The 20988-nt window shown below is 59.9% G+C and carries 15 protein-coding genes; 12 read left to right on the top strand and 3 right to left on the bottom strand.

Annotation, left to right across the window (positions count from 1 at the left end):
• The first annotated feature begins 62 nt into the window (after nucleotides 1–62).
• The 5 genes from QQ055_RS01835 (at nucleotide 63) to QQ055_RS01855 (ending at nucleotide 4705) form a co-directional block, all read left to right on the top strand.
• Nucleotides 63–1748 (top strand): substrate-binding domain-containing protein, encoded by a 1686-nt coding sequence (locus QQ055_RS01835; RefSeq protein ID WP_285965072.1) that lies wholly within the window; start codon nucleotides 63–65, stop codon nucleotides 1746–1748.
• 79 nt (nucleotides 1749–1827) lie between these two features.
• Complete coding sequence (locus tag QQ055_RS01840) at nucleotides 1828–2355, top strand: PadR family transcriptional regulator (RefSeq protein ID WP_285965073.1); 528 nt, start codon at nucleotides 1828–1830, stop codon at nucleotides 2353–2355.
• 49 nt (nucleotides 2356–2404) lie between these two features.
• On the top strand, nucleotides 2405–3238 hold the full coding sequence (gene modA, locus QQ055_RS01845; protein ID WP_286004126.1) for a molybdate ABC transporter substrate-binding protein: 834 nt from the start codon (nucleotides 2405–2407) through the stop codon (nucleotides 3236–3238).
• Nucleotides 3235–3924: a molybdate ABC transporter permease subunit gene (gene modB / locus QQ055_RS01850; RefSeq protein ID WP_285965075.1), complete on the top strand. Its 690-nt coding sequence runs from the start codon at nucleotides 3235–3237 to the stop codon at nucleotides 3922–3924. The genes modA and modB overlap by 4 nt, the downstream gene beginning before the upstream one ends.
• Entirely contained in the window at nucleotides 3908–4705 is a 798-nt protein-coding gene (locus tag QQ055_RS01855; RefSeq protein ID WP_285965076.1) for a sulfite exporter TauE/SafE family protein, read from the top strand. Before modB ends, QQ055_RS01855 begins: the two co-directional genes overlap by 17 nt.
• 12 nt (nucleotides 4706–4717) lie before the next feature.
• On the opposite strand, the gene QQ055_RS01860 is transcribed toward QQ055_RS01855, so the two are convergent.
• Together QQ055_RS01860 and QQ055_RS01865 are read right to left on the bottom strand one after the other, a co-directional pair.
• A complete protein-coding gene (locus tag QQ055_RS01860) occupies nucleotides 4718–5581 on the bottom strand; it encodes a D-psicose 3-epimerase (protein WP_285965077.1) in 864 nt (287 codons plus the stop codon).
• A 154-nt stretch (nucleotides 5582–5735) separates the two neighbouring features.
• Complete coding sequence (locus QQ055_RS01865) at nucleotides 5736–6701, bottom strand: glycoside hydrolase family 43 protein (RefSeq protein WP_285965078.1); 966 nt, start codon at nucleotides 6699–6701, stop codon at nucleotides 5736–5738.
• 200 nt (nucleotides 6702–6901) lie between these two features.
• Between QQ055_RS01865 and QQ055_RS01870 the strand changes: the two genes are divergently transcribed.
• The 7 genes from QQ055_RS01870 (at nucleotide 6902) to QQ055_RS01900 (ending at nucleotide 14852) form a co-directional block, all read left to right on the top strand.
• Nucleotides 6902–7873 (top strand): ArsR/SmtB family transcription factor, encoded by a 972-nt coding sequence (locus QQ055_RS01870; RefSeq protein ID WP_286004122.1) that lies wholly within the window; start codon nucleotides 6902–6904, stop codon nucleotides 7871–7873.
• A gap of 144 nt (nucleotides 7874–8017) precedes the next feature.
• On the top strand, nucleotides 8018–9415 hold the full coding sequence (locus QQ055_RS01875) for an ABC transporter substrate-binding protein (RefSeq protein WP_285965080.1): 1398 nt from the start codon (nucleotides 8018–8020) through the stop codon (nucleotides 9413–9415).
• Nucleotides 9416–9512: 97 nt separating this feature from the next.
• A complete protein-coding gene (locus QQ055_RS01880) occupies nucleotides 9513–10667 on the top strand; it encodes a carbohydrate ABC transporter permease (RefSeq protein ID WP_285965081.1) in 1155 nt (384 codons plus the stop codon).
• Between the two features lie 11 nt (nucleotides 10668–10678).
• Entirely contained in the window at nucleotides 10679–11587 is a 909-nt protein-coding gene (locus QQ055_RS01885) for a carbohydrate ABC transporter permease (RefSeq protein ID WP_285965082.1), read from the top strand.
• 5 nt (nucleotides 11588–11592) lie between these two features.
• Nucleotides 11593–13068, top strand: a complete 1476-nt coding sequence (locus QQ055_RS01890) for a glycoside hydrolase 5 family protein (protein WP_285965083.1) — start codon at nucleotides 11593–11595, stop codon at nucleotides 13066–13068.
• Nucleotides 13069–13077: 9 nt separating this feature from the next.
• Nucleotides 13078–14199 (top strand): glycoside hydrolase family 2 protein, encoded by a 1122-nt coding sequence (locus tag QQ055_RS01895; RefSeq protein ID WP_286004123.1) that lies wholly within the window; start codon nucleotides 13078–13080, stop codon nucleotides 14197–14199.
• On the top strand, nucleotides 14187–14852 hold the full coding sequence (locus QQ055_RS01900) for a glycoside hydrolase family 2 TIM barrel-domain containing protein (protein ID WP_286004124.1): 666 nt from the start codon (nucleotides 14187–14189) through the stop codon (nucleotides 14850–14852). Before QQ055_RS01895 ends, QQ055_RS01900 begins: the two co-directional genes overlap by 13 nt.
• Before the next feature lie 121 nt (nucleotides 14853–14973).
• Here QQ055_RS01900 and QQ055_RS01905 read toward each other — a convergent pair whose 3' ends face one another.
• A complete protein-coding gene (locus QQ055_RS01905) occupies nucleotides 14974–20964 on the bottom strand; it encodes a DUF7933 domain-containing protein (protein WP_286004125.1) in 5991 nt (1996 codons plus the stop codon).
• Between the last annotated feature and the right edge of the window lie 24 nt (nucleotides 20965–20988).

The raw sequence follows: 20988 nt of genomic DNA on the forward strand, positions 1-20988 counted from the left end.
AGTGTCAAATTTTTGCCTGTATCTTATAATCAGAGCAATTCGGGACGAGTGGAAACGACCGCATGAATACCTATGAACGTCAGCAGCTCATCCTTCAGCGCCTGAAGGAGCATGGAAAAGTCATCGTTACCGAGCTTGCGCAATCGCTGGATGCGTCTGAAGGCACGATCCGCAATGATCTGACCGCTCTTGAGGAACAGCGTCTGCTCACACGCATACGCGGTGGAGCAATTCCGTTCAATGGCAGCAATATGATGCTGCCCCTGTTCGATTCCCGTGTGCATCGCAATGCGGAGTCCAAGAAGAAGATGGCGCGCTGGGCATCCGAGCTTGTGGCAGATGGTGACGTGATCCTCCTGGATGCGAGTACGACCGCCTATCATATGGCGACGTTCCTGGCTGATAGGCAGGACATCACGATTGTGACCAATCATATTGAGACGGCGCGCCTGCTGAACAGCGACCCGACCAAACGGGTTATCCTGTTGGGCGGTCATCTGCGCGCGGATGGACTGGCGGTGACCGGCGATATCGCGCAGGACATCCTGAAGGGTCTGCGCATTCACCGGGCCTTCATTTCGTGCGTCGGCTTTTCGATGGAAACTGGACTGATGGAAGCTGACCTCGAAGAGGCGAACCTGAAACGACAGGTGCTTCAGTCCTCATCAGAGGTGGTGGCATTGGTGGATTCGAGCAAGTTCGGGCGGGTTGGACTGAAGTCGTTTGCGGCGGTCAGCGATATCACCCATCTGGTGACGGATGATGGAATTTCGCCTGAAATGATGCAGACGCTGCGCCATTCGAACATCGCCCTGACGATCTGTGGCGAGTCGTCTGTGCAGTCTCTCATGCCCCAATATCATACCAACGGTCACTACAGGATTGGGTTTGCCAATCTCAGCGAGGAACTTGCGTTTTCGATTGATGTTCGCCGCGGGCTGGAACGAGCAGCGAAAGCGAGCGACAAGCTGGACATTATCTATGTCGATAACAATCTGGATGGCGAGAATGCTATCCGCCTGGCAGACGAACTCATCAACCGCGGCGTTGACCTTGTGATCGAGTATCAGATCGATGAGCTTGCAGGCAATGTGCTGATGAACAAGTTCAAGCAGCATCAGATCCCGGTCATTGCGGTTGATATTCCGATGGTGGGCGCAACCTATTTCGGCGTCGATAACTTTACCGCGGGCAGTATGGCGGGGCGCGCGCTGGGGCAGTGGATTCGGGCGCACTGGGACAGCCGGGTCGATTACGTGGTCGTGATGGAGGAGCGTCGTGCCGGGCCGCTGCCGGGCGCACGTATTCAGGGACAGCTCAGCGGGTTGGAAGAAATGATCGGGACGATCCCGGATGACGCGCTGATCTTCGTTGACAGCGGCAATGCCGCGCAGACCAGCTACACGCACGTTCTGCCTGTCCTGAGCCAGCTTTCCCCCATCAGTCGGGTGGCGTTTGTCTGCTTTAATGATGATGCTGTGATCGGGGTGCTTCAGGCGGTGCGCGAGCTGGGTTTTGCCAATACAGCGATTGTCGGGCAGGGAGCTGACCGGCAGATCCGCGCTGAGATCCGCGATCCACATTCGCCTGTGATCGGCTCAACAGCGTTTTTCCCGGAGCTGTATGGTCAGCGCTTGATCGAGATCGCACTGCGCATTCTGAGCGGCGCTCCGCTTCCTCCGGCCGTCTACATGGAACATCATTTTATCGACGGTCAGAATATTGCCGAGTTCTATCCGGACGGCTAGGCAATACAGCTTCCCGATATTGAGAACTTCTTCTGACAGCTATTTGCCCCGCTGCTATTCCACGATAGAATAGGTCGATATGAGCTCCCTGACCCCTGATGAAACCATTCTCGGACTGCTGGCGGTCCGCGATCGCCACGGTTATGAACTGCTGGAATGTTTCCGCAGCCCACAGCACCTTGGCCGCGTCTGGAGGCTGAGCACCAGCCAGATCTACGCTGTGCTGAAGCGGCTGGAACGCGAAGGCTGGATCGCCGGGACCGAAATCGCCTCAGAAAATGCCCCGCCGCGCACAGAATATACATTAACGCCATCAGGCAAGACCCGGCTGGAGGAATGGCTGTTCATGCCGCAGCCATCAGCCAGTATCCGGCGCATTCGGGTCGAATTTCTGAGCCGCCTTTACATCGCCCATCAGTTGAGTATTCCGCCGGATACGATTGCGCGTCATCAGCATGCAGCATGCCTGGCGCAGTTGGAACGGCTTGCTGAGGAGCGTCAGCACGTCGAAACTGCCATTGATCAGCTCGCGCTGGAGCTGGCTATCCGTCAGCTTGAAGCGGTGTTGGGCTGGATCGAACAGAGTGTGCTCATGCCGTCCGATTAAGGGCGACTGGTGACATTAAGCGCTGGGTTTAAAGGAAGGAATGTCGTTGATGAAGCTGCGCCTGACCATTTTCTTCACGCTCGTTGGGTTTGTGCTGGTTTCCTGCGCCAGCGCTGATCCGCCAGCAGCTTCAACATCCGCCAATAATCCGCCTGTCCCGTCAGGGATGTCTGACAGCGTCTCTCTGATCGTCGCCGCGGCAGCCGATCTCACACCTGCATTTCAGGAATTGGGAACGCTTTTCACCCAGCAAACCGGCATTGAGGTTGTTTTTAACTTTGGCTCCACCGGGCAGCTTGCCCAGCAGATCGCGCAGGGTGCGCCGGTAGACGTTTTTGCAGCCGCCAATCAGTCTTACATCGCCGAGCTGGAGCAGGATGGGCTGGTGATTTCGGAGACGGTGGCGCTCTATGCTCAGGGACGGATCACCTTGTGGACGCGCGCAGACAGCCCGCTGAATTTTGAGACGCTAGACGATCTCATGCAGCCGGAGGTGACCCGCATTGCGATTGCCAACCCGGAACACGCTCCCTATGGAGTCGCCGCGCGCGAAGCCCTGGAATCGGTGGGTTTGTGGGAAGCGCTGGAGCCGAAGCTCATCCTGGGCGAAAATGTCGCCCAGACGCTGCAATTTGCTGAAACAGGCAATGTAGACGTGGCGATTGTGGCGCTGTCTCTGAGCATTGCAGCGGGCGATGACGGACGTTACGCGCTGATTCCGGCGGAACTTCACAATCCGCTCGATCAGGCGCTTGCGGTCGTCAGCAGCACAGCGCACGAGACAGAAGCGCGGCAGTTTGCCGTGTTTGTCAACAGTGAGGCAGGGCGCGAAATCATGCGGCGCTATGGCTTTATCCTGCCCGGCGAAGAGCCGATCCCATGAACTGGCAGCCTTTCTGGCTTTCGCTGCAAGTCACCGGAGCTGCGGTGATCGGCATTCTCATTATCGGGCTGGCGCTGGCGCTGCTGCTGGCACGGGTTTCGTTTCGCGGCAAGCTGCTGCTCGAAACGATCATCTATCTGCCTCTCGTCCTGCCGCCCACGGTCGTCGGCTATTATCTGCTTTTTGTTCTGGGGCGCGGCAGCTTTCTGGTGGAGCGGCTGAATCTCAACCTGCTGTTTACGTGGCAGGCGGCGGCGATCGCTTCAATGATTGTCGGGCTTCCGCTGATGGTGCAGACGGCGCGGGCGGCATTTGAGGAAGTGGAACCCGATCAGGAGGAGGCGGCGCGTGTGGATGGCGCGGCAGAGTGGCAGGTGTGGTGGTATATTACGCTGCCTATCGCCAGACGTGGCATCCTTGCGGGTCTCATTCTGAGTACAGCGCGCGCACTGGGAGAATTTGGCGCAACACTGATGGTCGCGGGCAACATTCCGGGGCGCACCCAGACGCTGCCGCTGGCAATTTACGATGCGGTGCAGGCGCGCCGCTATGACGATGCCAACCTGATGGTGCTCATGATGACTTCGCTGGCATTCACCGGCCTGTGGCTGGTTTACCGGCTTGGCGCAGCATCCCGCAAACCCCCGCGCCGCTATGGGAGTACATTCAGTGAAAAATCGCCCTGATCACAGGCGTACAGCATTTCTGTTTGCCGTCCCGATTGCCGTGCTGGGCGGGCTGATCGGTCTGGGCGGCGCGGAGTTTCGCCTGCCGGTGCTGGTGGGGGCGCTGCGCTACTCTGCCAGGCAGGCAGTGCCGCTCAACCTCTCGATCAGCCTGATCACCGTGATCGCTTCGCTGCTGATCCGCGCGGGCGCACTGCCGATGAATGCCCTCAGCGAGCTTGCCGTGCCGATCACAGCCCTGATCGCCGGAGCCATAGTTTCTGCCGCGGCGGGCGCGTCGCTTGCCAGCCGACTTCCAGAACACTGGCTGGAAGCGACGATACGCCTCTTTCTGCTGGCTATCGGCGGGCTGCTGATCGTTGAGGCATTTCTTCCCCTGCAAGGCAGTGGATTTATCCCTGCTGAAGCGGTATGGCGCGCGGGGGCGGGCGTCCTGTTCGGTCTGCTGATCGGGCTGGTGAGCAGCATGCTCGGTGTGGCAGGCGGGGAATTGATCATCCCGACGCTGATCTTTGCCTTTGGCGCGGATGTCAAGGTAGCCGGGACCGCCAGCCTGATCATCAGCCTGCCTACGATTATGGTCGGGTTGTTTCGCTATGCCCGGCGCGGCGCATTCACCGATCGCGCTCCCTTGCGAGAGACAGTCGCTCCGATGGGCGCTGGCTCGATCATCGGCGCGCTGATCGGAGGGGTGCTGGTGGGGATCGTGTCTGCCGCTTTCCTCAAGCTTCTGCTGGGTATCGTCCTTATCATCTCTGCCGTGCGCATGTTTCGTCACTGAGGGGTGCGCAGGCTACTTCAGCACCCCACGCATGAAGTGCAGCGCTTTCCGGGCTTCACTATCCAGGTCAAGACCGGCGCTCAGGTCACGATAGACGCGGATATCAGCGCCGACCTGACCGCCCGGCTGCACAAAGGGTTCCATCACCACGTCGCCGGTATAGCCGATCTTGCGCAGGGCGGCCGCAATGCGCGTCCAGGGAATGCTGCCATAGCCGGGCGGCATGCGGTTGTTCTCGCCGATATGGAAATGCCCCAGGTGATCCCCTGCCCGCAGGATGGCTTCCTCGATGAAGTCTTCCTCGATGTTCATATGAAACGTATCCAGCAGCAGCCGGACGTTTTTCGCCCCCACTGCATTGAGATAGTCGATGCCTTCTGCGCAGGTGTTCATCAGAAACTGTTCAAAACGGTTGACCACTTCAAGATTGAAGATGACGTTGTGATCGGCTGCCACACGGGCGGCGCGGCGCATGATGCTGATGCTGCGTTCCAGGTAAGGTCTGCGATCCGTGTCGCCTGCCGGAAGCGTCATCGGCCAGGCGCCGTACAGGATACCGCCGACCTTGCCGCCGCCCATCTCGCCGACTGCGGTCGAAATCTGGTTGAGAAAGGCTTCTCCACGCTGAGCAACCTGCGTCTCCGGTGAGGCGATATCACAGTCGGGCGCAAGACCGATACAGTAAGTCAGGGTAATGCCCCGGTCAGCCGCGTGCGACCGAAGTTCCCGACGTTCAGCCGGTGTCATACGGGCAGCAGTACCGGCGTTGATCTCCAGCACATCAAAACCCAGATCTGCCACCCTGTCGATATAGGGATGGAAATCTGCGTCCCACTCGCGCGTCCAGTAGGCATAGTAAATGCCGATTCTGTTCATGATGATCACCCCCTGATCTGCTGTGAGACATGCTCATCGAGAATGCCGCAGCGTTTATGCCAGATCACAGCGGTCATGTCGAGATCCACCGGGAAATTTAATGACGGACATGAAATGCGTCAGCCTTGTGTGAGCGCGGACTGATCTGCCGGGTTCAGCGCGCGAGCCAGGGCGCGAGCTGGGGCGTAAACGTGGGCCCATGCAGCACCGGGCGCACACCGTCCCAGGTCAGACGATCGATCCTCAACTGGCGGGCGCTCATGGCGGCATCCCAGCCATGATAGACGATCATCTCGCTGCCATCCGGCGCTGTGGTGAAGGAATTGTGTCCAGGGCCGATGACATGCCCCGGCACGCTTTTCAGCAGGGGGCCCGGCGGAATATCAGGTCGCTGATAGGGGCCCAGCGGATGATCGGCCACGACATATGCCACGCCATAATTTTCACGCTCCCACGCGCCGCCGCTGTAGAAACAGTAATATTTTCCATCGTGAATCCGCAGCGCCGCGCCTTCGATCGTGTGCCAGTCATAGATAGCGCCGTACATCGGGCGCTGCGGCTCGAAGATCTGCCAGTCGGCGTGTGGGCGGATGACGACCTGGGGATCGCCCGCCAGCGTCAGCATATCGCTGAGCCGATCAACGACGATTCCTGTTCCCACGCGGAAATCTCCGTCAGAGGTCAGGAAATTGCGCGAGTAGAACAGATACCACGTGCCATCCGGTGCGCAGAAGGGATGCGCATCGATGGTGAAGGGATCATTTGGCGTCAGCACGCGCCCACTGTCCCTGTAGGGACCTTCGGGCTGCGCGCTCAGCGCTACGCGAAGCTGATGGTCGCGCCCTTCAATCCCCTGTGCTGAGTAGTACATGTAGAAGATACCGTCATGACAGGCAACTTCCGGGGCCCAGTACTGGACGCCGCCCGGCACAGGTTCCAGCGCGCCGCCCTGCGGAGTCCAGTGGATCAGATCATCGGAGATCATCAGCGCGAACTCACGCCCGTCTGCCTGGGCTGGCGCTGTGGCGAAGGCGTAATAGCGCCCCTCATGCAGCAGGACGAAAGGATCGGCGAAGTAACCTGAATAGACGGGGTTGGTATAGGTGGGTGTGGTGTTCATGGCTGCCCGGATGCCTCCCGGTGATCTTGTGACAGGCTGCACAATCTTGACAAGGATTGCAACTGATCCTACTCTTTATGTAATGAAACAGCAAAATATGTGCCGCTTGTGAAATTTGGGCTTAAAGCTGTCCAAAAGTGGCAGCCAGCAAGCGTATTAAACAGGAAAATATGTTTCATAAGGGCTTCTGGTAAAGATTGATGATACCTTCACCTGGTGAACTGCCAAACGGTCTGGGGCGTCTTCTTTCCATCGATATGGACAGCGCCGAGGCAGAGCACGACTTTGAAGAAATCCTCAAGGCGCTGGCGTCTGACAAGCGGCTGGAAATTCTGCGTTATCTCGGCGGGCATATCGCCAGCGTGAACGAGATCGCCGACAAGCTGGATATGCCGCCTTCCACAGCGACCATGCACATCAATCTGCTGGAAAAGGCAGGTCTGATCCGCACCGAGCTTAAGCCTGCCAGCCGGGGTCTGAAGAAGCTCTGTATTCGTGTATACGATCAGATCGCCATCACGCTTCCCACAGGTGAGCGCAGCACTGAAAATACCGTCGATATTTCCATGCCGATCGGCGCTTACGTGGATGCCAACGTCAGCCCGACCTGCGGTCTTGCCAGCGAAACGGCGATTATCGGCCATCTTGACGATCCGGCGACGTTTTACGATCCGGATCGCGTCCACGCCCAGTTATTGTGGTTCAGGCACGGGTATATCGAATATCGCTTCCCCAACCGCATTCCCGCCAATGCCATCCCGGAAAGCATCCAGATCAGCATGGAGATCGGTTCAGAAGCGCCGCTCCACAATGATGACTGGCCATCCGATGTGACGATGTGGATCAACGATATCGAGATCGGCACATGGACATCGCCGGGCGATTTTGGCGGCGAACGCGGTGCGCTCACGCCGGAATGGTGGGAAGAATGGAACTCGCAGTACGGCTTGCTGAAAGTCTGGAAAGTGGGAGACAGCGGCAGTTATGTCGACGGCGTGCGCATTTCCGATGTCACGCTGGCGCAGCTCCGTCTCGAACAGGCGCGCTTCATCTCGGTGCGTCTCGGCGTGCTTGAGGATGCCCAGAACGTGGGGGGTATCAACATTTTCGGTCGCGCCTTTGGCAACTATCCGCAGGATATTCATCTGCGGATTCGTTATCGCACGCCGTAATAGGCTGGGCAGAGCAAGGAGGCTATTTGACGACGATCATCAGGAGGTTCATGCCGGCAGGGGTGCGCTGGCACGCACCCCTCAGTACCGCAGTTGTACCTGGGTTGAACAGGCACATACAGACAGACCATTTAGGAGGATAACATGAATAAGAACCTACGTCTTCTGGCGATTTTGATGCTTCTCAGCAGCCTGATGTTGGGCAGTTTTTCCGCCCTCGCGCAGGATGTGGTGACTCTTTCGTTCGTCGGCTGGGGCGGTCCTGAGGAGGGCGCTGTCTTCCAGTCGCTGGTTGATTCGTTCAATGCCAACAACAGCGATGTTCAGATCGATTACACGCAGATTCCGTCGGATTACGTCACCGCGCTCAACACGCTGATCGCGGGCGGCACACCGCCGGATATTGCCTATGTGCCTGACGGCGGGCCGTTCACCTCGCTGGTGACGCGCGGCGCGCTGGTCAACTTGCAGCCGCTGGTCGATGCGAGCGAAAACTTCGACCCGGATGGCGTCTGGCCGTCGGCGCTGGGGCGCTATATGTATGATGCCGAGACCAGAAGCTTCTGGACGGGCGATCTGTATGCGCTGCCCAAGGATATCGGGCCGACAGTGCTCTACATCAATGTCGATCTGTTTGAGGCGGCAGGGGTTCCGCTGCCGGATCCCGTCGTGCCGATGACGTGGGATCAACTGATCGAAGTGGGGACGGCGCTGACGTTCGATGCCAACGGGCTGAATCCGGATGACCCCGGTTTTGATGCCAATAACATCGTGCAGTGGGGCGTCGCCGATCTGTGGTTTGAAAATGTGGTTTATGGCAACGGCGGCCGCATCGTCAGCGAAGACGGGCGCACTTTCGTGGCGGCGGATGATCCGAACACGATCGAGGCGATCCAGTTCCTGAGCGATATCACGCACGTCTATAACATTCACCCGAACGCGCAGGCGACAGGCTCCATGTCTGTCGGTCAGATGTTTGAGACGGGCCGCCTCGCCATGACGACCAATGGACGCTGGGCGACGACCGGCTATCGCAATTCGCTCCAGTTTGAGTGGGATGTGCGCCCGAACATCGTCGGGCCCAGCGGCGAAGTGACCGCCTATGCCAACCAGGAAGACTGCTCTTTTGGCGGCTGGTCAGGCTCGGTCGGGCTGAGCATCATCGCCGGCTCGCAGGGTGAAGTTCACGCAGATCTCGCCTATCGCTTCATCGAATATCTCGCCGGACCGGAAGGTCAGATCGAACAAGCCGCTCTCGGTTTCCAGATCCCCAATCAGGTCGAAATCGCCATGACGGATGCCTTCCTGCAGCCGGATCTGCCGCCCGCCAACGCTGAAGTTTTCCTGGAAGCCGCCCGCTGCCAAAGCCCCGGCCCGTGGACACAGACTCCGCTCTATGGGCAGTGGTTTGATGACAACTGGTGGAACGGCGTGTGGCCGGAAGTCGTGGTTGATGGTTCGGTGCTGGCAGAAGACGCGCTGGCAGAACGCCGTGACGCCTTCCAGCGCCGCCTTGATGAAGTCTGGGCGAGTCTGGGGTAATCCTCGCTGCAACCCTCAGCAGATGATGGGAGACGGGGCGAATGCCCTGTCTCCCGCGCTGCATTCCCCGCCAGATGTTCTGCCTGGAGTGATGATTATGGCAGCAGTGACACATACGCCGCCGGGTAAGTCTACCCTGGGGCGCAGCGAGGCTCGCTGGGGATACCTGTTCATCGCGGCTCCGCTGCTCGGCTTTCTGTTCTTCGCCGCTTTCCCGCTGTTGATGTCGCTTTTCCTGAGTTTCTCAAGCTATGACCTGGCGAACGCGCCGCGCTTTGTCGGCACTGACAACTGGAATCGTATTTTCAGCGTAACAGTTGCGCATGTTCCGTATATGACGGATGAAGCGACCGGTGAAATTCTCTATCGCTGCGGCAGGGAAACGGTCGTCGAGTCGCAGATCGGTGAGTTTGCCGGGCAGACCGACGCGCGCGGCACACCGATCACGTGTGCGCCGCGCACCGTTCCTGCCAGTCAGGCGCTGCCGGGTGGCTACGAAGTCATCTATAACCTGCCGCTCTTTGGGCAGAACTATGTGCTGGCCGCGCGCGATCCGATTCTATGGATTTCGCTTTTCAATACTGCTTTCATGCTGCTGGCGATCCCGATCAGTATGACGGTGGCGCTGATCGTGGCCATCGCGCTCAATCAGCGCATCATCGGGTCGCGTTTCTTCCGAACCATCTTCTATCTGCCGACTATCCTGCCGATCGCGGCGCTGGCGCTGATCTGGTTGTGGATTCTCAATCCCGATTACGGTCTGCTCAATTTTGGGCTGCGCTCGATCGGCCTGACGGAACTGGGCAGCACCAACTGGCTTCAGAACGCCTACACGGTCAAGCCGGCGCTGATCCTGATGGGCGTCTGGCGCGGATTCGGCTATCAGATGGTGATCTTCCTGGCAGGTTTGCAGGGAATTTCGCGCACGCTCTACGAAGCCGCCGAGATCGACGGGGCTGGCGCATGGGCGAAGTTCCGTTATGTGACGTGGCCCGGTTTGACGCCCACGACGTTCTTCCTGTTCATCACCTCGATGATCGGCGCGCTTCAGATCTTCGTCGAGCCGCAGATCATGACGCAGGGACAGCCGTACTTCTCGTCCACGACCACCGTGATGGTCATCTGGCAGAATGCCTTCCGGGATTTGCAGATGGGCTATGCCGCGGCGCAGGCCTGGCTGCTGGGCGGCATCACGATGATCCTGACGGTGATCAATTTCACACTCTCTCGCCGCTGGGTGTTCTACGACTAGTCAGGAGTGATATGGTCATGGCGCAAACTGCGACAATTACCCACCCGACAGTGCGCACACGAACCCCGGCAAAGCACCGCCAGCGGCAGATCGTATTCAGGATCCTGTCATACGTCCTGCTGATCGCCTTCGCGCTGGCAATCCTGCTGCCTTTCTTCTGGATGCTCTCGACAGCCTTCAAGGAAGAGCGGGGTTTGTTCGTGCTGCCGCCGCAGTGGATTCCGAATCCGTTCACCTTCGCCAACTTCGAGCGCGTGCTGACGCCGACGCCGCAGGCGAATATCCCGATGGCGTTCGTGAATTCGATGTTCGTCGCCCTGACGAGCACGATCGGCGAGGTCTTCATGGGGACGTTAGCCGGGTTTGCCTTTGCGCGGATGCGCTTTCCGGGGCGGGGCAAGTTCTTCGGGCTGCTGCTGGCGACGATGATGATTCCGGGCGTGGTTACGCTGGTTCCGTCGTTCATCCTGTTCAAGGAACTCGGCTGGCTGCGGACGCTGGCTCCGCTGATCGTGCCCGTGATGTTCGGCACAGCGTTTGCTGTCTTTCTGAGCAGGCAGTATTTCGCGACCCTGCCGCAGGAACTGGAAGAAGCGGGCAAGATCGACGGCGCGAATATGTTCCAGATTTACCTGTTGATCATGCTGCCGCTGGCAAAGCCGATCATCGCGACGCTGTTCGTACTCGGCTTCATCGCGCGCTGGAATGATTATCTCGGCCCGCTGATCTATCTCAGCGGCGGCAAGCCGGAGACGTTCACCATTCCGCTGGCGCTGGCGAGCCTGCAAGGCGCATACACGCTGGAATGGACGACGCTCATGGCGGGTTCAACGGTTGCGCTGCTGCCGATCGTGATCCTGTTCTTCATCTTCCAGCGCTATTTCGTTGAAAGTATTGCCCTCACGGGCATTAAAGGGTAAATGCCATGCGTTCTGGCTTTATCGCCGTGATCCTTGCAGCCATCGCGCTGCTGTTTTCTGTACAGGAGTCGAGCTTGGCTCAAACCGAAATCACGCTGCCCACCTATCAGGGCTATATCTCCGTTTCGCCGAACGGTCGATACTTCGTCGATGAAGCCGGGCAGGGGTTTATCGTCATCGGGCAAAACGACGGCGTGCCGTGGCCGGGTCTGGTGACGCTGCTCAACAACCTGTCCCCGGAAGCGACGGAAAACTACATCATCGATCTGCGCGAACATGGCATCAATGTCAGCCGCGTCATGATCGAGTACTCGCAGGCTCCACATACCTATCTTGAGAATCCCGTCGGCACATTTTCGCCCGCGATGGTCGCTTTCTGGGACGATTTCATCGCCCTGGCAGAGCGTCACGGTTTGTATCTGCTGCTCACGCCCTACGACACGTTCTGGCAGGCGGCAAACTGGGATCGCTACCCTTACAACGCGGCGCTGGGCGGCCCCTGCGAGACCCGGCGTGACTGGCTGACTTCGCGCCCATGCATCGATGCACACAAGCAGCGCTGGCGGTTCATCCTGGAACGTTGGGGCGGCTCGCCCAACATCATGGCGTGGGACATCATGAACGAGATCGATATCTGGTGGGACGCCACGGCCGACGAGATCCGCGCCTATATCGACGAAATGGCGGTTTTCATCCGCGAGACTGAAACGGCTGCCTGGGGACGTTCGCGCATGCTCACGGTGTCCTCGGCGGCATCCGTGCCGGATGGTGAGCTGGGGCGGATCATCTACAACCATCCGCTGCTGGATTTTGCCAACACCCATCTCTACATCGGCCCCGATATCAAGGCCCCCACTGACCCGATCGGGGCGGGACCGATGATGGCGGGCGGCGTGGTGCTGTCGATCCAGGCGATCAACGATAACCGACCCTACCTGGATACCGAGAGCGGCCCCATCGACAGTTGGATTGGCGATCCCGCCTTCGACGCGGAATATCATCACAACATGTCGTGGGCGCATCTGGCGGCGGGAGGCGCAGGTTCTGGCATGCGCTGGCCCTACACCACGCCGCACTGGATCCTGCCGGAAATGCGAGACAATCTGCTGGGGCTGGCGCGTTTCGCCTCACAGGTAGACTGGGCGAATTTCCCCAGCCAGCCGATCACCAGCAATATCCTGATCGATGACCGCAATATCCTGCGCGCAGGCGCATCGGATGGACGCAGTGCCATCGTCTGGCTGCTGCTCGATACCCGTGGCGACCGCCAGCCCTCGTTTGAGGGGCGCACGCTCATGATCAATCGCACTTTCGAAGATGGAGACTATAACGTGCAGTTCTGGGAGACCTATTCCGGCACGCCGATGCAGACCGTCAGCGTCACTGTGACGGGTGGGCAGCTTCGGCTGGAACTGCCCGCCTTTGACAACTGGGCTGACCTGCGCGATCTGGCGCTGCTGATCACGCCGCAGGCGAATTGAGAGGATGAAATGACTCTTCCACGACCCGAATATCCTCGTCCGCAGTTCGTGCGGCGGGAATGGTTGAATCTGAATGGAGAATGGCGGTTCGCTTTCGATGATGCCAATGTCGGGCTGCGCGAAGGCTGGGAACAGACCGATGGCAGCCAGTTTGCGCGGCGGATCATCGTCCCATTCGCCTTTCAGACGAAGCTCAGCGGCATTCACGAGACGGATTTTCACGACGTGGTCTGGTATCAGCGGCATGTTGATGTGCCGGCGGCATGGGCAGGCAGGCGCATTCTGCTTCATTTCGGCGCAGTTGATTATCGGGCGCAGGTCTGGCTGAACGGGCGCTTTGTCTGCGAACATGAGGGGGGACACACGCCGTTTTCTGCTGATATTACAGGCTATCTGCGCACGGATGGCGCACAGTCGCTGATCGTGCGCGTGGAGGACACCTCACTCGATCTGTCACAGCCGCGCGGCAAGCAGTACTGGAAGCTGGAGTCCGACAGCATCTTCTATACGCGCACGACGGGCATCTGGCAGACTGTCTGGATGGAACCCGTCGCAGAGGTTTCGCTGGAACGGCTGAAGATCACGCCCGATCCCGATCATCGACAGGTCACCATCGAATACTTCGTCGCAGGCGATGCATCCAGCGTTGAGCTTGAAACTGAAATTCGCTTCGGCGATCAGGTGATCGCACAGCGGCAGCACGGGGCAGGCGAGCAGCGCTTCGTTTTTGATGCTGATGAGCTTCATGTCTGGTCGCCGGAAACGCCGCATCTCTATGATCTGACGGTGCGGATAGTGTCAGGCGGGCACGAGATCGACCGCGTTGAGAGCTATTTCGGCATGCGCTGGATCAGCGTTGAGGGAGGACGTGTCATGCTGAATGGCGCGCCGTACTTCATGCGCATGGTGCTCGATCAGGGCTATCATCCCGATGGGCTGCTGACGTTCCCCTCGGACGAGGCGCTGCGTCTCGATGTCGAACTCACCAAAGCGATGGGTTTCAACGGGGCGCGCAAACATCAGAAGGTCGAAGATCCGCGTTATCTGTACTGGGCCGATCGTCTTGGGCTGCTGGTGTGGGGAGAGATGGCCAACAGCTATCTTTCACCGGGCAGTCTGTGCGTCAGCTAGCTCACGAATGGCAGGCCGCCGTCAACCGTGATTACAACCATCCCTGTATCGTGGCGTGGGTTCCGCTGAATGAGAGCTGGGGTGTGCCGGATATCCCGAACGATCCTCGCCAGACGGACTGGCTGCTGGCGCTGTATCATCTGACGAAGGCGCTTGATCCGACCCGGCTGGTGATCTCCAACGATGGCTGGGAACACGCCCGATCCGACCTGCTCACAATCCACGATTACACGGCGGAAGAGTCCGTGCTGCGCGGGCGCTACAGCACGATCGAGCAGGCGCTGTTGTGGACGCCGGGCAATCATGCGCTGCTGGCTCCGGGGGTCGCCTACAACGGTGAGCCGGTGCTGGTGACCGAATTTGGCGGCATCGCCTACCGCGTCTCAGATCAGCAGGGTTGGGGATACAGCTCGGCGGAAGACGACGAGACGTTCGTGAGCGGGCTGCGGGCAGTCTTTGCGCCCATGCACGAGTCGCCGCTGGTGCAGGGGTTCTGCTATACGCAGCTTACGGATGTTGAGCAGGAGATCAACGGCTTGCTGACGTATGATCGGCAGCCTAAAGTCGAGCTGTCCATCATCCGCGCGATCGTTACGCACAGCGGCGATCCATCCCTGATCGGCGGGGTTGCGGCGCAAGAGAAGACTTCCTGACCAGCCGCGCTGTCCGCCGGAAAAACAGCTTTCCTTACCTGTAACACGAGAATGGGTAACATGAGAACGGGGAAGTGTCGATAGCGACACTTCCCCGTTCCTGTCTTTGAGCATTGCGCCCTTAACCGCAGTTTCCTGTGGTCGTGAGCAGCGTCTCGCTGATCCAGCCCTGCTGGCTGCCGAAGATCACACGATACCAGCCGTTGGTATATGCGGTCGCCTGAAGCATGAGCTGGTACGGAACCTGATCAAGAATCGCGCTGCTGGTGTTCGGCTCTGCGCGCAGGCGAGCGATGTACTGCGTCGTGATCATGCAGTTCGTCAGCTCGGTGATCCCGGCGGCGGCAGGTGGCGCAGCAGCCGGCTGCACTCCGGTCGATGACGGGATCAGCACCAGCGTCCCCGGCTCATAGAGGATGACGCAGGTATACCCTGCAAAATCATCCACAGCGAAGCCTTCGACAGGGCGCGCTGAACGCGGGGCTTCGCTGGCGCTCAGGAACAGCAGCGTCCCCGTTCCGCGCAGGCAGATCAGCGCGCCTTCAGGATACGATTGCGGACCGTTCGGGCTGAAGACATCGACCGCCTGGAATACGCTGCTGTCCAGCACCGATTGCAAGCCGATCTGCGCGGGGTTGGTGATGAAATAGCCCAGGTACGAAACGTACTCGCCATTCTGCACCAGCAGCCGGCAGAAAACGGATGTGCGCAGACGATCCGGTATGCTGGCGCGGATGACACTGTTCGGATTGAAATTCTCATCCACGCACAGCGGTGTTGCCGGCGGCGTCGGGAAGTTGAATACCCCGTTCGAGTCCCCCGGCGGCGTCGCCGTCGGCGGTACACCGATGAAGATCACGGCTGTGGCAGGCGCAGCCGTGATGCCGCCGTCCGCTGTGAGTGGGCTGGTCGTGTTCGTCAGGCTGCCGAGCGCCGCGCCGTTCGACTCGACGGTGACTTCGATCGTGCAGGCGCTGTCGCCAGCGCCCAGGCTGCCGCCGGTAAAGGTCAGGCTGTCTGCATCGATCAGCGTGACTGTGCCGTCGCACTGTGGGGTTGTGACCGGGGACACGTAGACCAGACCCGACGGCAGATCATCGGTGAAGGACAGGTTGGTCAGCGCCGGGTTGCCCGCCGGGTTGGTGATCGTGAACTGGAGCGTGCTCGTCTCGCCGGTCAGGATCGGATCGGTCAGGAAGTCCTTGCTGAACGTCAGCCCGGCGATGATCGTCGTCACGGTTGGGTCGTCAGCGCCGCCCACGCCCGGATCATCCGTCAGGAATGGCGTGAATCCGACGCCGCTGATCGTCCCCTGATTGCTGATCGTGTTCACGCCTGCCGGGAACGGATCGTTCACAGTCACCCGGAAGACGATGACTGCCGACTGTCCAGCTTCGACAACTCCGGCAGCCGCGCCCGGACTGTTGACCAGCCCGCCGCTGGCATAGGGCATTGCGCCGCCGGCATCGGCAGCCGAACTGCTGTTGAGCGTGGTGCTGCCTGCAACATAGGTCGTATTTGCCGGGATCGGATCGTTGAGCGTGACGCTGCCCGCGTCCTGATTGCCGCTGTTGCTGATCGTGATCGTGTACTCGATCTCGTCGCCCGGAACCGCGCTGCCGCCGTTGAGGTCGCTGGCGGTTTTGGTCGCGTCCATGATCGGCGCGGCGCTCACCGGCGTGCAGGTCGGGTCATCCGCGGCGGCTGTGTTCGGGTCATCGGTGACCTCGCTGAATGGAACACCACTCAGCAGGCCGGAAATCGTGCCCTGATTACAGACCTGCGTCACGCCAGCAGGCAGCGGATTATCGACCGTCACGTCGAAGATGATGCGTACTGTATCTCCGGCGGGCAGGGTGTGGATGCTGGTGCTGACCGTCTCGCCGGAGAGCGCCGGGATCAACGCCAGCCGAAGGACGCCCGGATCGGGTTTGTCGCCCGCCATGTGCGCCAGCGGGAAGCGCCGCGTGCCTGTGGGCAGCGTTTCCACCATCAGCGCGTGCGGGTTTGCTGCCGACGGCGCATCATCCAGCCCCAGGATATGCCCGTATTCGTGCATGATCGCCGTGAGCAGATCCATCTGCCCAAATGCCGGGCTGGCCGCCGCCGCCCTGTACTCTGTCGGCGCTGCGATCCGGCTGAACTCACTGTCGTCATCTGGTGAAGGATCCACAAACCAGCCATAGCCCGCCGCGCTGGCGTCGATCTCGATGCGGTCGGGGTAAGCGTAGGCAAGCACACCGTCCGGAAGCTCGGCAGTGGTCACATTGATCGCTGCCAGCCGCGCGATCTGCGCTGCCGAAAGCCCGGTCGCTGCCCAGCGTGCCGCTGCCGCTTCAGCGATGCCCGCCAGATGAGCCGGCATCAGCGCCGCCCCATTGAACGAGCCGGCATTTTCGCCACCTTCGGCGAGCAGAGGCACAACCGCGGCGGTGAAGCCGGTTTCAGCGGAAACCAGCAGTGTGCCCCCTCCAGCCGGGTTCAGGCTGTTGACATGGTTGATCACCTGAGAGCCGAGCGTGTTGGGAGATGGGGACAAGCCTTCAATGGCGAAGGCGTTCAGGTTTGGATCTGTCCCTTGTTTACGCAGCCCGATCCCCTCGACAGTCGTGCTGACAGAGCCGTCGCTGGTATTCCCGTTGATCTCAAGGCGGATGTCATTGTCGCCCGTTGCGCCGCCCGCGTTCACCTGAATGCCGGATCGGAAGCCGGTCAGCGGCGCGGCGACGATATTGTTGTTGATCTTGAGGGTGATCTCCCAGTCGGCATTGGAGACAACATTCTCATTGGCCACGAAGAAGATCCCGTTGCCGTCGGTCTGGCTGATATTGTTCCCTTCGACGGTGGCGGTCAGGCTGGGGGTATTGGTTGCAAAGCCTGTGGCAACGCCAACGCCGCCCGCGATGCCGCGAGCGCCGAACGTGTTATTGGAAACGATGGTGTTGTTGTTGATGGTTGAAACGACAACGGCATCGCCGAAGACATTGAGCGAGATGCTGTTGCCCACGGTATGAGAGACACTGTTGTTCGAGATGTTGAAGTTGCCCGTCCCACTGCCGTTGACGCTGACAAGGATTCCCTGCGTCCCGATGCGGTTGGCAGCGCTCTGCCCGGAAATCGTGTTGCCGGTGATGGCGATGATATCGGTCGCGCTGCCCGGCACGCCGAAATCGCTGCTGTTGCCACCTTCAGTGGCATTTCCGCCTACAACCATGATCCCCGCGTCACTGGGGAAGTTCGTGACCGTATTGTTACTGATCGTCGCTCTGGTCACGTCAGCTCCGCTGTAGGCCAAGATGCGGATGCCGGGGGCGACACTCGTCGCCGTGGAGGTGCTGCTGGTGATCTGGTTGCCGGAGACGGTGAGATCGGAGACAGCGCCTGTGTAGTTCTGAATGTCCACCCCGCTGTAGAAGGCGTTGCTCAGGATATTGCCGCTGATATTCACCGTGCCGGTCAGCATCGAGATGCTCGTGTTGGCGGCATTGTCGTTGAAGTTGATGTTCGAGGTGAACGCCGCTGCCGACAGACCGGAATTGGTAATCGTGCCATTCCTGAACGTGAAATTGCTGACCTGGGATCCGGTAATGCCGCTGCCCTGTGTGTTCTGGATCGTGACGTTGGTGAACGATGGACTCGCTACGTTGTTCAGGTTGATGCCCGCCCCGGTCGAGTTCTGAATCGTGCCGCCGGAACTGTTGCCACCCAAAGACGTATCTCCGCCGCCAGCGATCGTGAAGCTGCCCGTCGTATTCTGGAGCGAAATCCCGTTTGCGCCGCCGTTGGCGCTCACTGAGGTGAGCGTCATGCCCAGCGTCGCCCCGTTGATATCGATGGCTGCCGCGCTCGATGAGGCGATCGTGCCGCTGCTCGTATTGACCGTGCCTGCTGTGATGCCCAGGATCGCGTTGTTGCCCGCGCCCGTCGTGTGGATGTTCAGGGCGGTGAAGGTATACGTCCCCGTATTATTCGTCAGCGTCAGGCCGTCGATGGACAGCGGAGACCCACTCGATCCGACGGTCAGAGCGGCGACGGAAATGTTGCCCGCTGAGTTAGCGATGCGCGCGCCGAGAGATGATCCGGTGGCCGTCAGCGTGCCGCTATTAAAGGTGTAGCTGCCACCGGTCATGCCAGTGGCCTCGAACACGTAGTTACCGCTGGCGCTGATATTGCCGGTGAACGTCCCGCTCGGTGAGCTTGAACTGATCAGGAAAGAAACACCAGTCGTCGGATTTGTGATCGTCCCGTTGCTGAAATTGAATGTCCCGCTGGAGCCGCTCTCGATACGGACGCGCGCACTGCCACCGTTGAGCGTGGTCGTGCCGCTGAAATTGACCGTGCCGTCAGCATTAAAGAACAGCAGGCCATCACCGCTGGTGGCGCTCACGGTGCCGCCTGCCGCAAACGTGTACGTGCCGCCGCTGACGTTGGTCAGATCCACCAGCAGACCGGCATTGTTCTTGCTGATACTGCCCGTATACGCCCCACTCGGACTGCTGGCGTTGATGGTGAACGCTGTACCGGTGGGGTTGGTGATCGTCGCATTGGCGAAGTTGACCGTGCCCGCAGAGCCATTCTGGATGCGGATGCGGGCGTTGCCACCGTTGAGCGTGGTTATGCCATTGAAATTGACCGTACCGTCAGCATTATCCAGCAGGATGCCGTCGCCGTCCGTGGCGCTCAGCGTGCCCGTCTGGAAGGTGATTGTGCCGCTGCTCACCGTCGTCAGGTCAACCAGCAAGCCGGCGCTGCTCTTGGACATGCTGCCTGAATAGGTCACCGTCGGGCTGCTGGCGTTCACACTGAACGGCGTTCCGGTCGGGTTGGTGATGTTTGTGCCTGTTCCGAACGTGAAGCTGCCGCTTGATCCTGCCAGGATGCGGACGCGGGCGTTGCCGCCGTTGAGCGTGGTCGTGCCGTTGAAATTGACCGTGCCATCCACATTTTCCAGATAGATGCCGTCGCCGTTGGTCGTGCTCAGCGTGCCCGTCTGGAAGGTGATCGTGCCGCCGGTGGTGTTGGCAATATAGACCAGCGTGTTGGTATCTGTCTTGGTGATACTGCCGCTGAAGGTGATGTTCGCGTTGCCGCCGTTGACGAAGAACGCAACGCCCGTTGTTGTGGCGTCAATCGTGACATTGCTGGCGAAGGTGAATGTTCCGGATGGCGTGCCGTTCAGGAAGATACCGGAGCTGGTGGCCCCGCTGATGGTGATGTTCTGGAAGGAGCCGCCGATCGTGTTGTTGCCCGTGATGGCATCACCGGCAGGCCCGGTCGTATTCAGACCGCGAATGTCGTTGCCATTGTTCAGGGAAATCACCGGGCCGGAGTTGTTCGTGATCGACGGGTTACTGGTAGCGCCCGGCAGTATTGGGCTGCCCAGCGGCAGCGCGCCGACCAGCGCACTCAGGTCTTCGCCCTGCCCGATCAACTGCTGGTTGTTCAGCAGGGTAATCCCGCCCGCATAGGTTGTGCCGCGCTGATAGATGAAGATGCGGTCACCGGCGGCGGGGTTATTCCCCGTCCCGTTGTTGACCGTGTTGAATGCGTTCAGCGAGTTGAACGGCAGGTTGAACGTCCCCAGACCTCCCGGCGGAGCGCTGCTGTCGATGAACCAGATCATCCCGCTGACATTGATCGTCACGGTTGCTGTGTCCGTCAGCGCGTTGTCGAGCGTATACGTGAACGTGTCTGCTCCCTCAAAGCCCGGCGGCGGCACATAGACGAAGCTGCCGTTTGCGTTCACGCTGACGATCCCGCCCTGTGCGCTCACAGGGTCGTAGGCGCTGATGACGGCCCCGTTGAGCACATCGTTGGCGAGCAGATCGTTCGCGCCGTCGGGGATGACGATGCTCAGGTTACCGTGCGCCGAATAGGTGTCGTTATTCGCTTCCGGCGGCGGGATCACGGTGATCGTCACCGTGCCCACAGCGCTGCCCGCGCCATTGGTGACGGTGTAGGTGAAGGTGTCATCCGGCGGGCTGATGAAGCCAGTCGGCGGGTCGTAGGTGAAGCTGCCATCCACCGCCACATTGACTGTGCCGCCCTGCGCGCTGGTGGCGTCGAACGCAGTCACCGTGCCGCCGAACAGATCGGTATCGTTGAACAGCACGCCGCTTCCAGCCGGGACGACGAG

It is taken from the genome of Geitlerinema calcuttense NRMC-F 0142 (genome assembly GCF_030285425.1).

Bases quoted from the DNA above. Each gene is read 5' to 3' on its own strand.
- QQ055_RS01835 (WP_285965072.1), top strand. From the start codon at position 63: ATGAATACCTATGAACGTCAGCAGCTCATCCTTCAGCGCCTGAAGGAG.
- QQ055_RS01840 (WP_285965073.1), top strand. From the start codon at position 1,828: ATGAGCTCCCTGACCCCTGATGAAACCATTCTCGGACTGCTGGCGGTC.
- modA (WP_286004126.1), top strand. From the start codon at position 2,405: ATGAAGCTGCGCCTGACCATTTTCTTCACGCTCGTTGGGTTTGTGCTG.
- modB (WP_285965075.1), top strand. From the start codon at position 3,235: ATGAACTGGCAGCCTTTCTGGCTTTCGCTGCAAGTCACCGGAGCTGCG.
- QQ055_RS01860 (WP_285965077.1), bottom strand. From the start codon at position 5,581: ATGAACAGAATCGGCATTTACTATGCCTACTGGACGCGCGAGTGGGAC.
- QQ055_RS01865 (WP_285965078.1), bottom strand. From the start codon at position 6,701: ATGAACACCACACCCACCTATACCAACCCCGTCTATTCAGGTTACTTC.
- QQ055_RS01870 (WP_286004122.1), top strand. From the start codon at position 6,902: ATGATACCTTCACCTGGTGAACTGCCAAACGGTCTGGGGCGTCTTCTT.
- QQ055_RS01875 (WP_285965080.1), top strand. From the start codon at position 8,018: ATGAATAAGAACCTACGTCTTCTGGCGATTTTGATGCTTCTCAGCAGC.
- QQ055_RS01880 (WP_285965081.1), top strand. From the start codon at position 9,513: ATGGCAGCAGTGACACATACGCCGCCGGGTAAGTCTACCCTGGGGCGC.
- QQ055_RS01885 (WP_285965082.1), top strand. From the start codon at position 10,679: ATGGTCATGGCGCAAACTGCGACAATTACCCACCCGACAGTGCGCACA.
- QQ055_RS01890 (WP_285965083.1), top strand. From the start codon at position 11,593: ATGCGTTCTGGCTTTATCGCCGTGATCCTTGCAGCCATCGCGCTGCTG.
- QQ055_RS01895 (WP_286004123.1), top strand. From the start codon at position 13,078: ATGACTCTTCCACGACCCGAATATCCTCGTCCGCAGTTCGTGCGGCGG.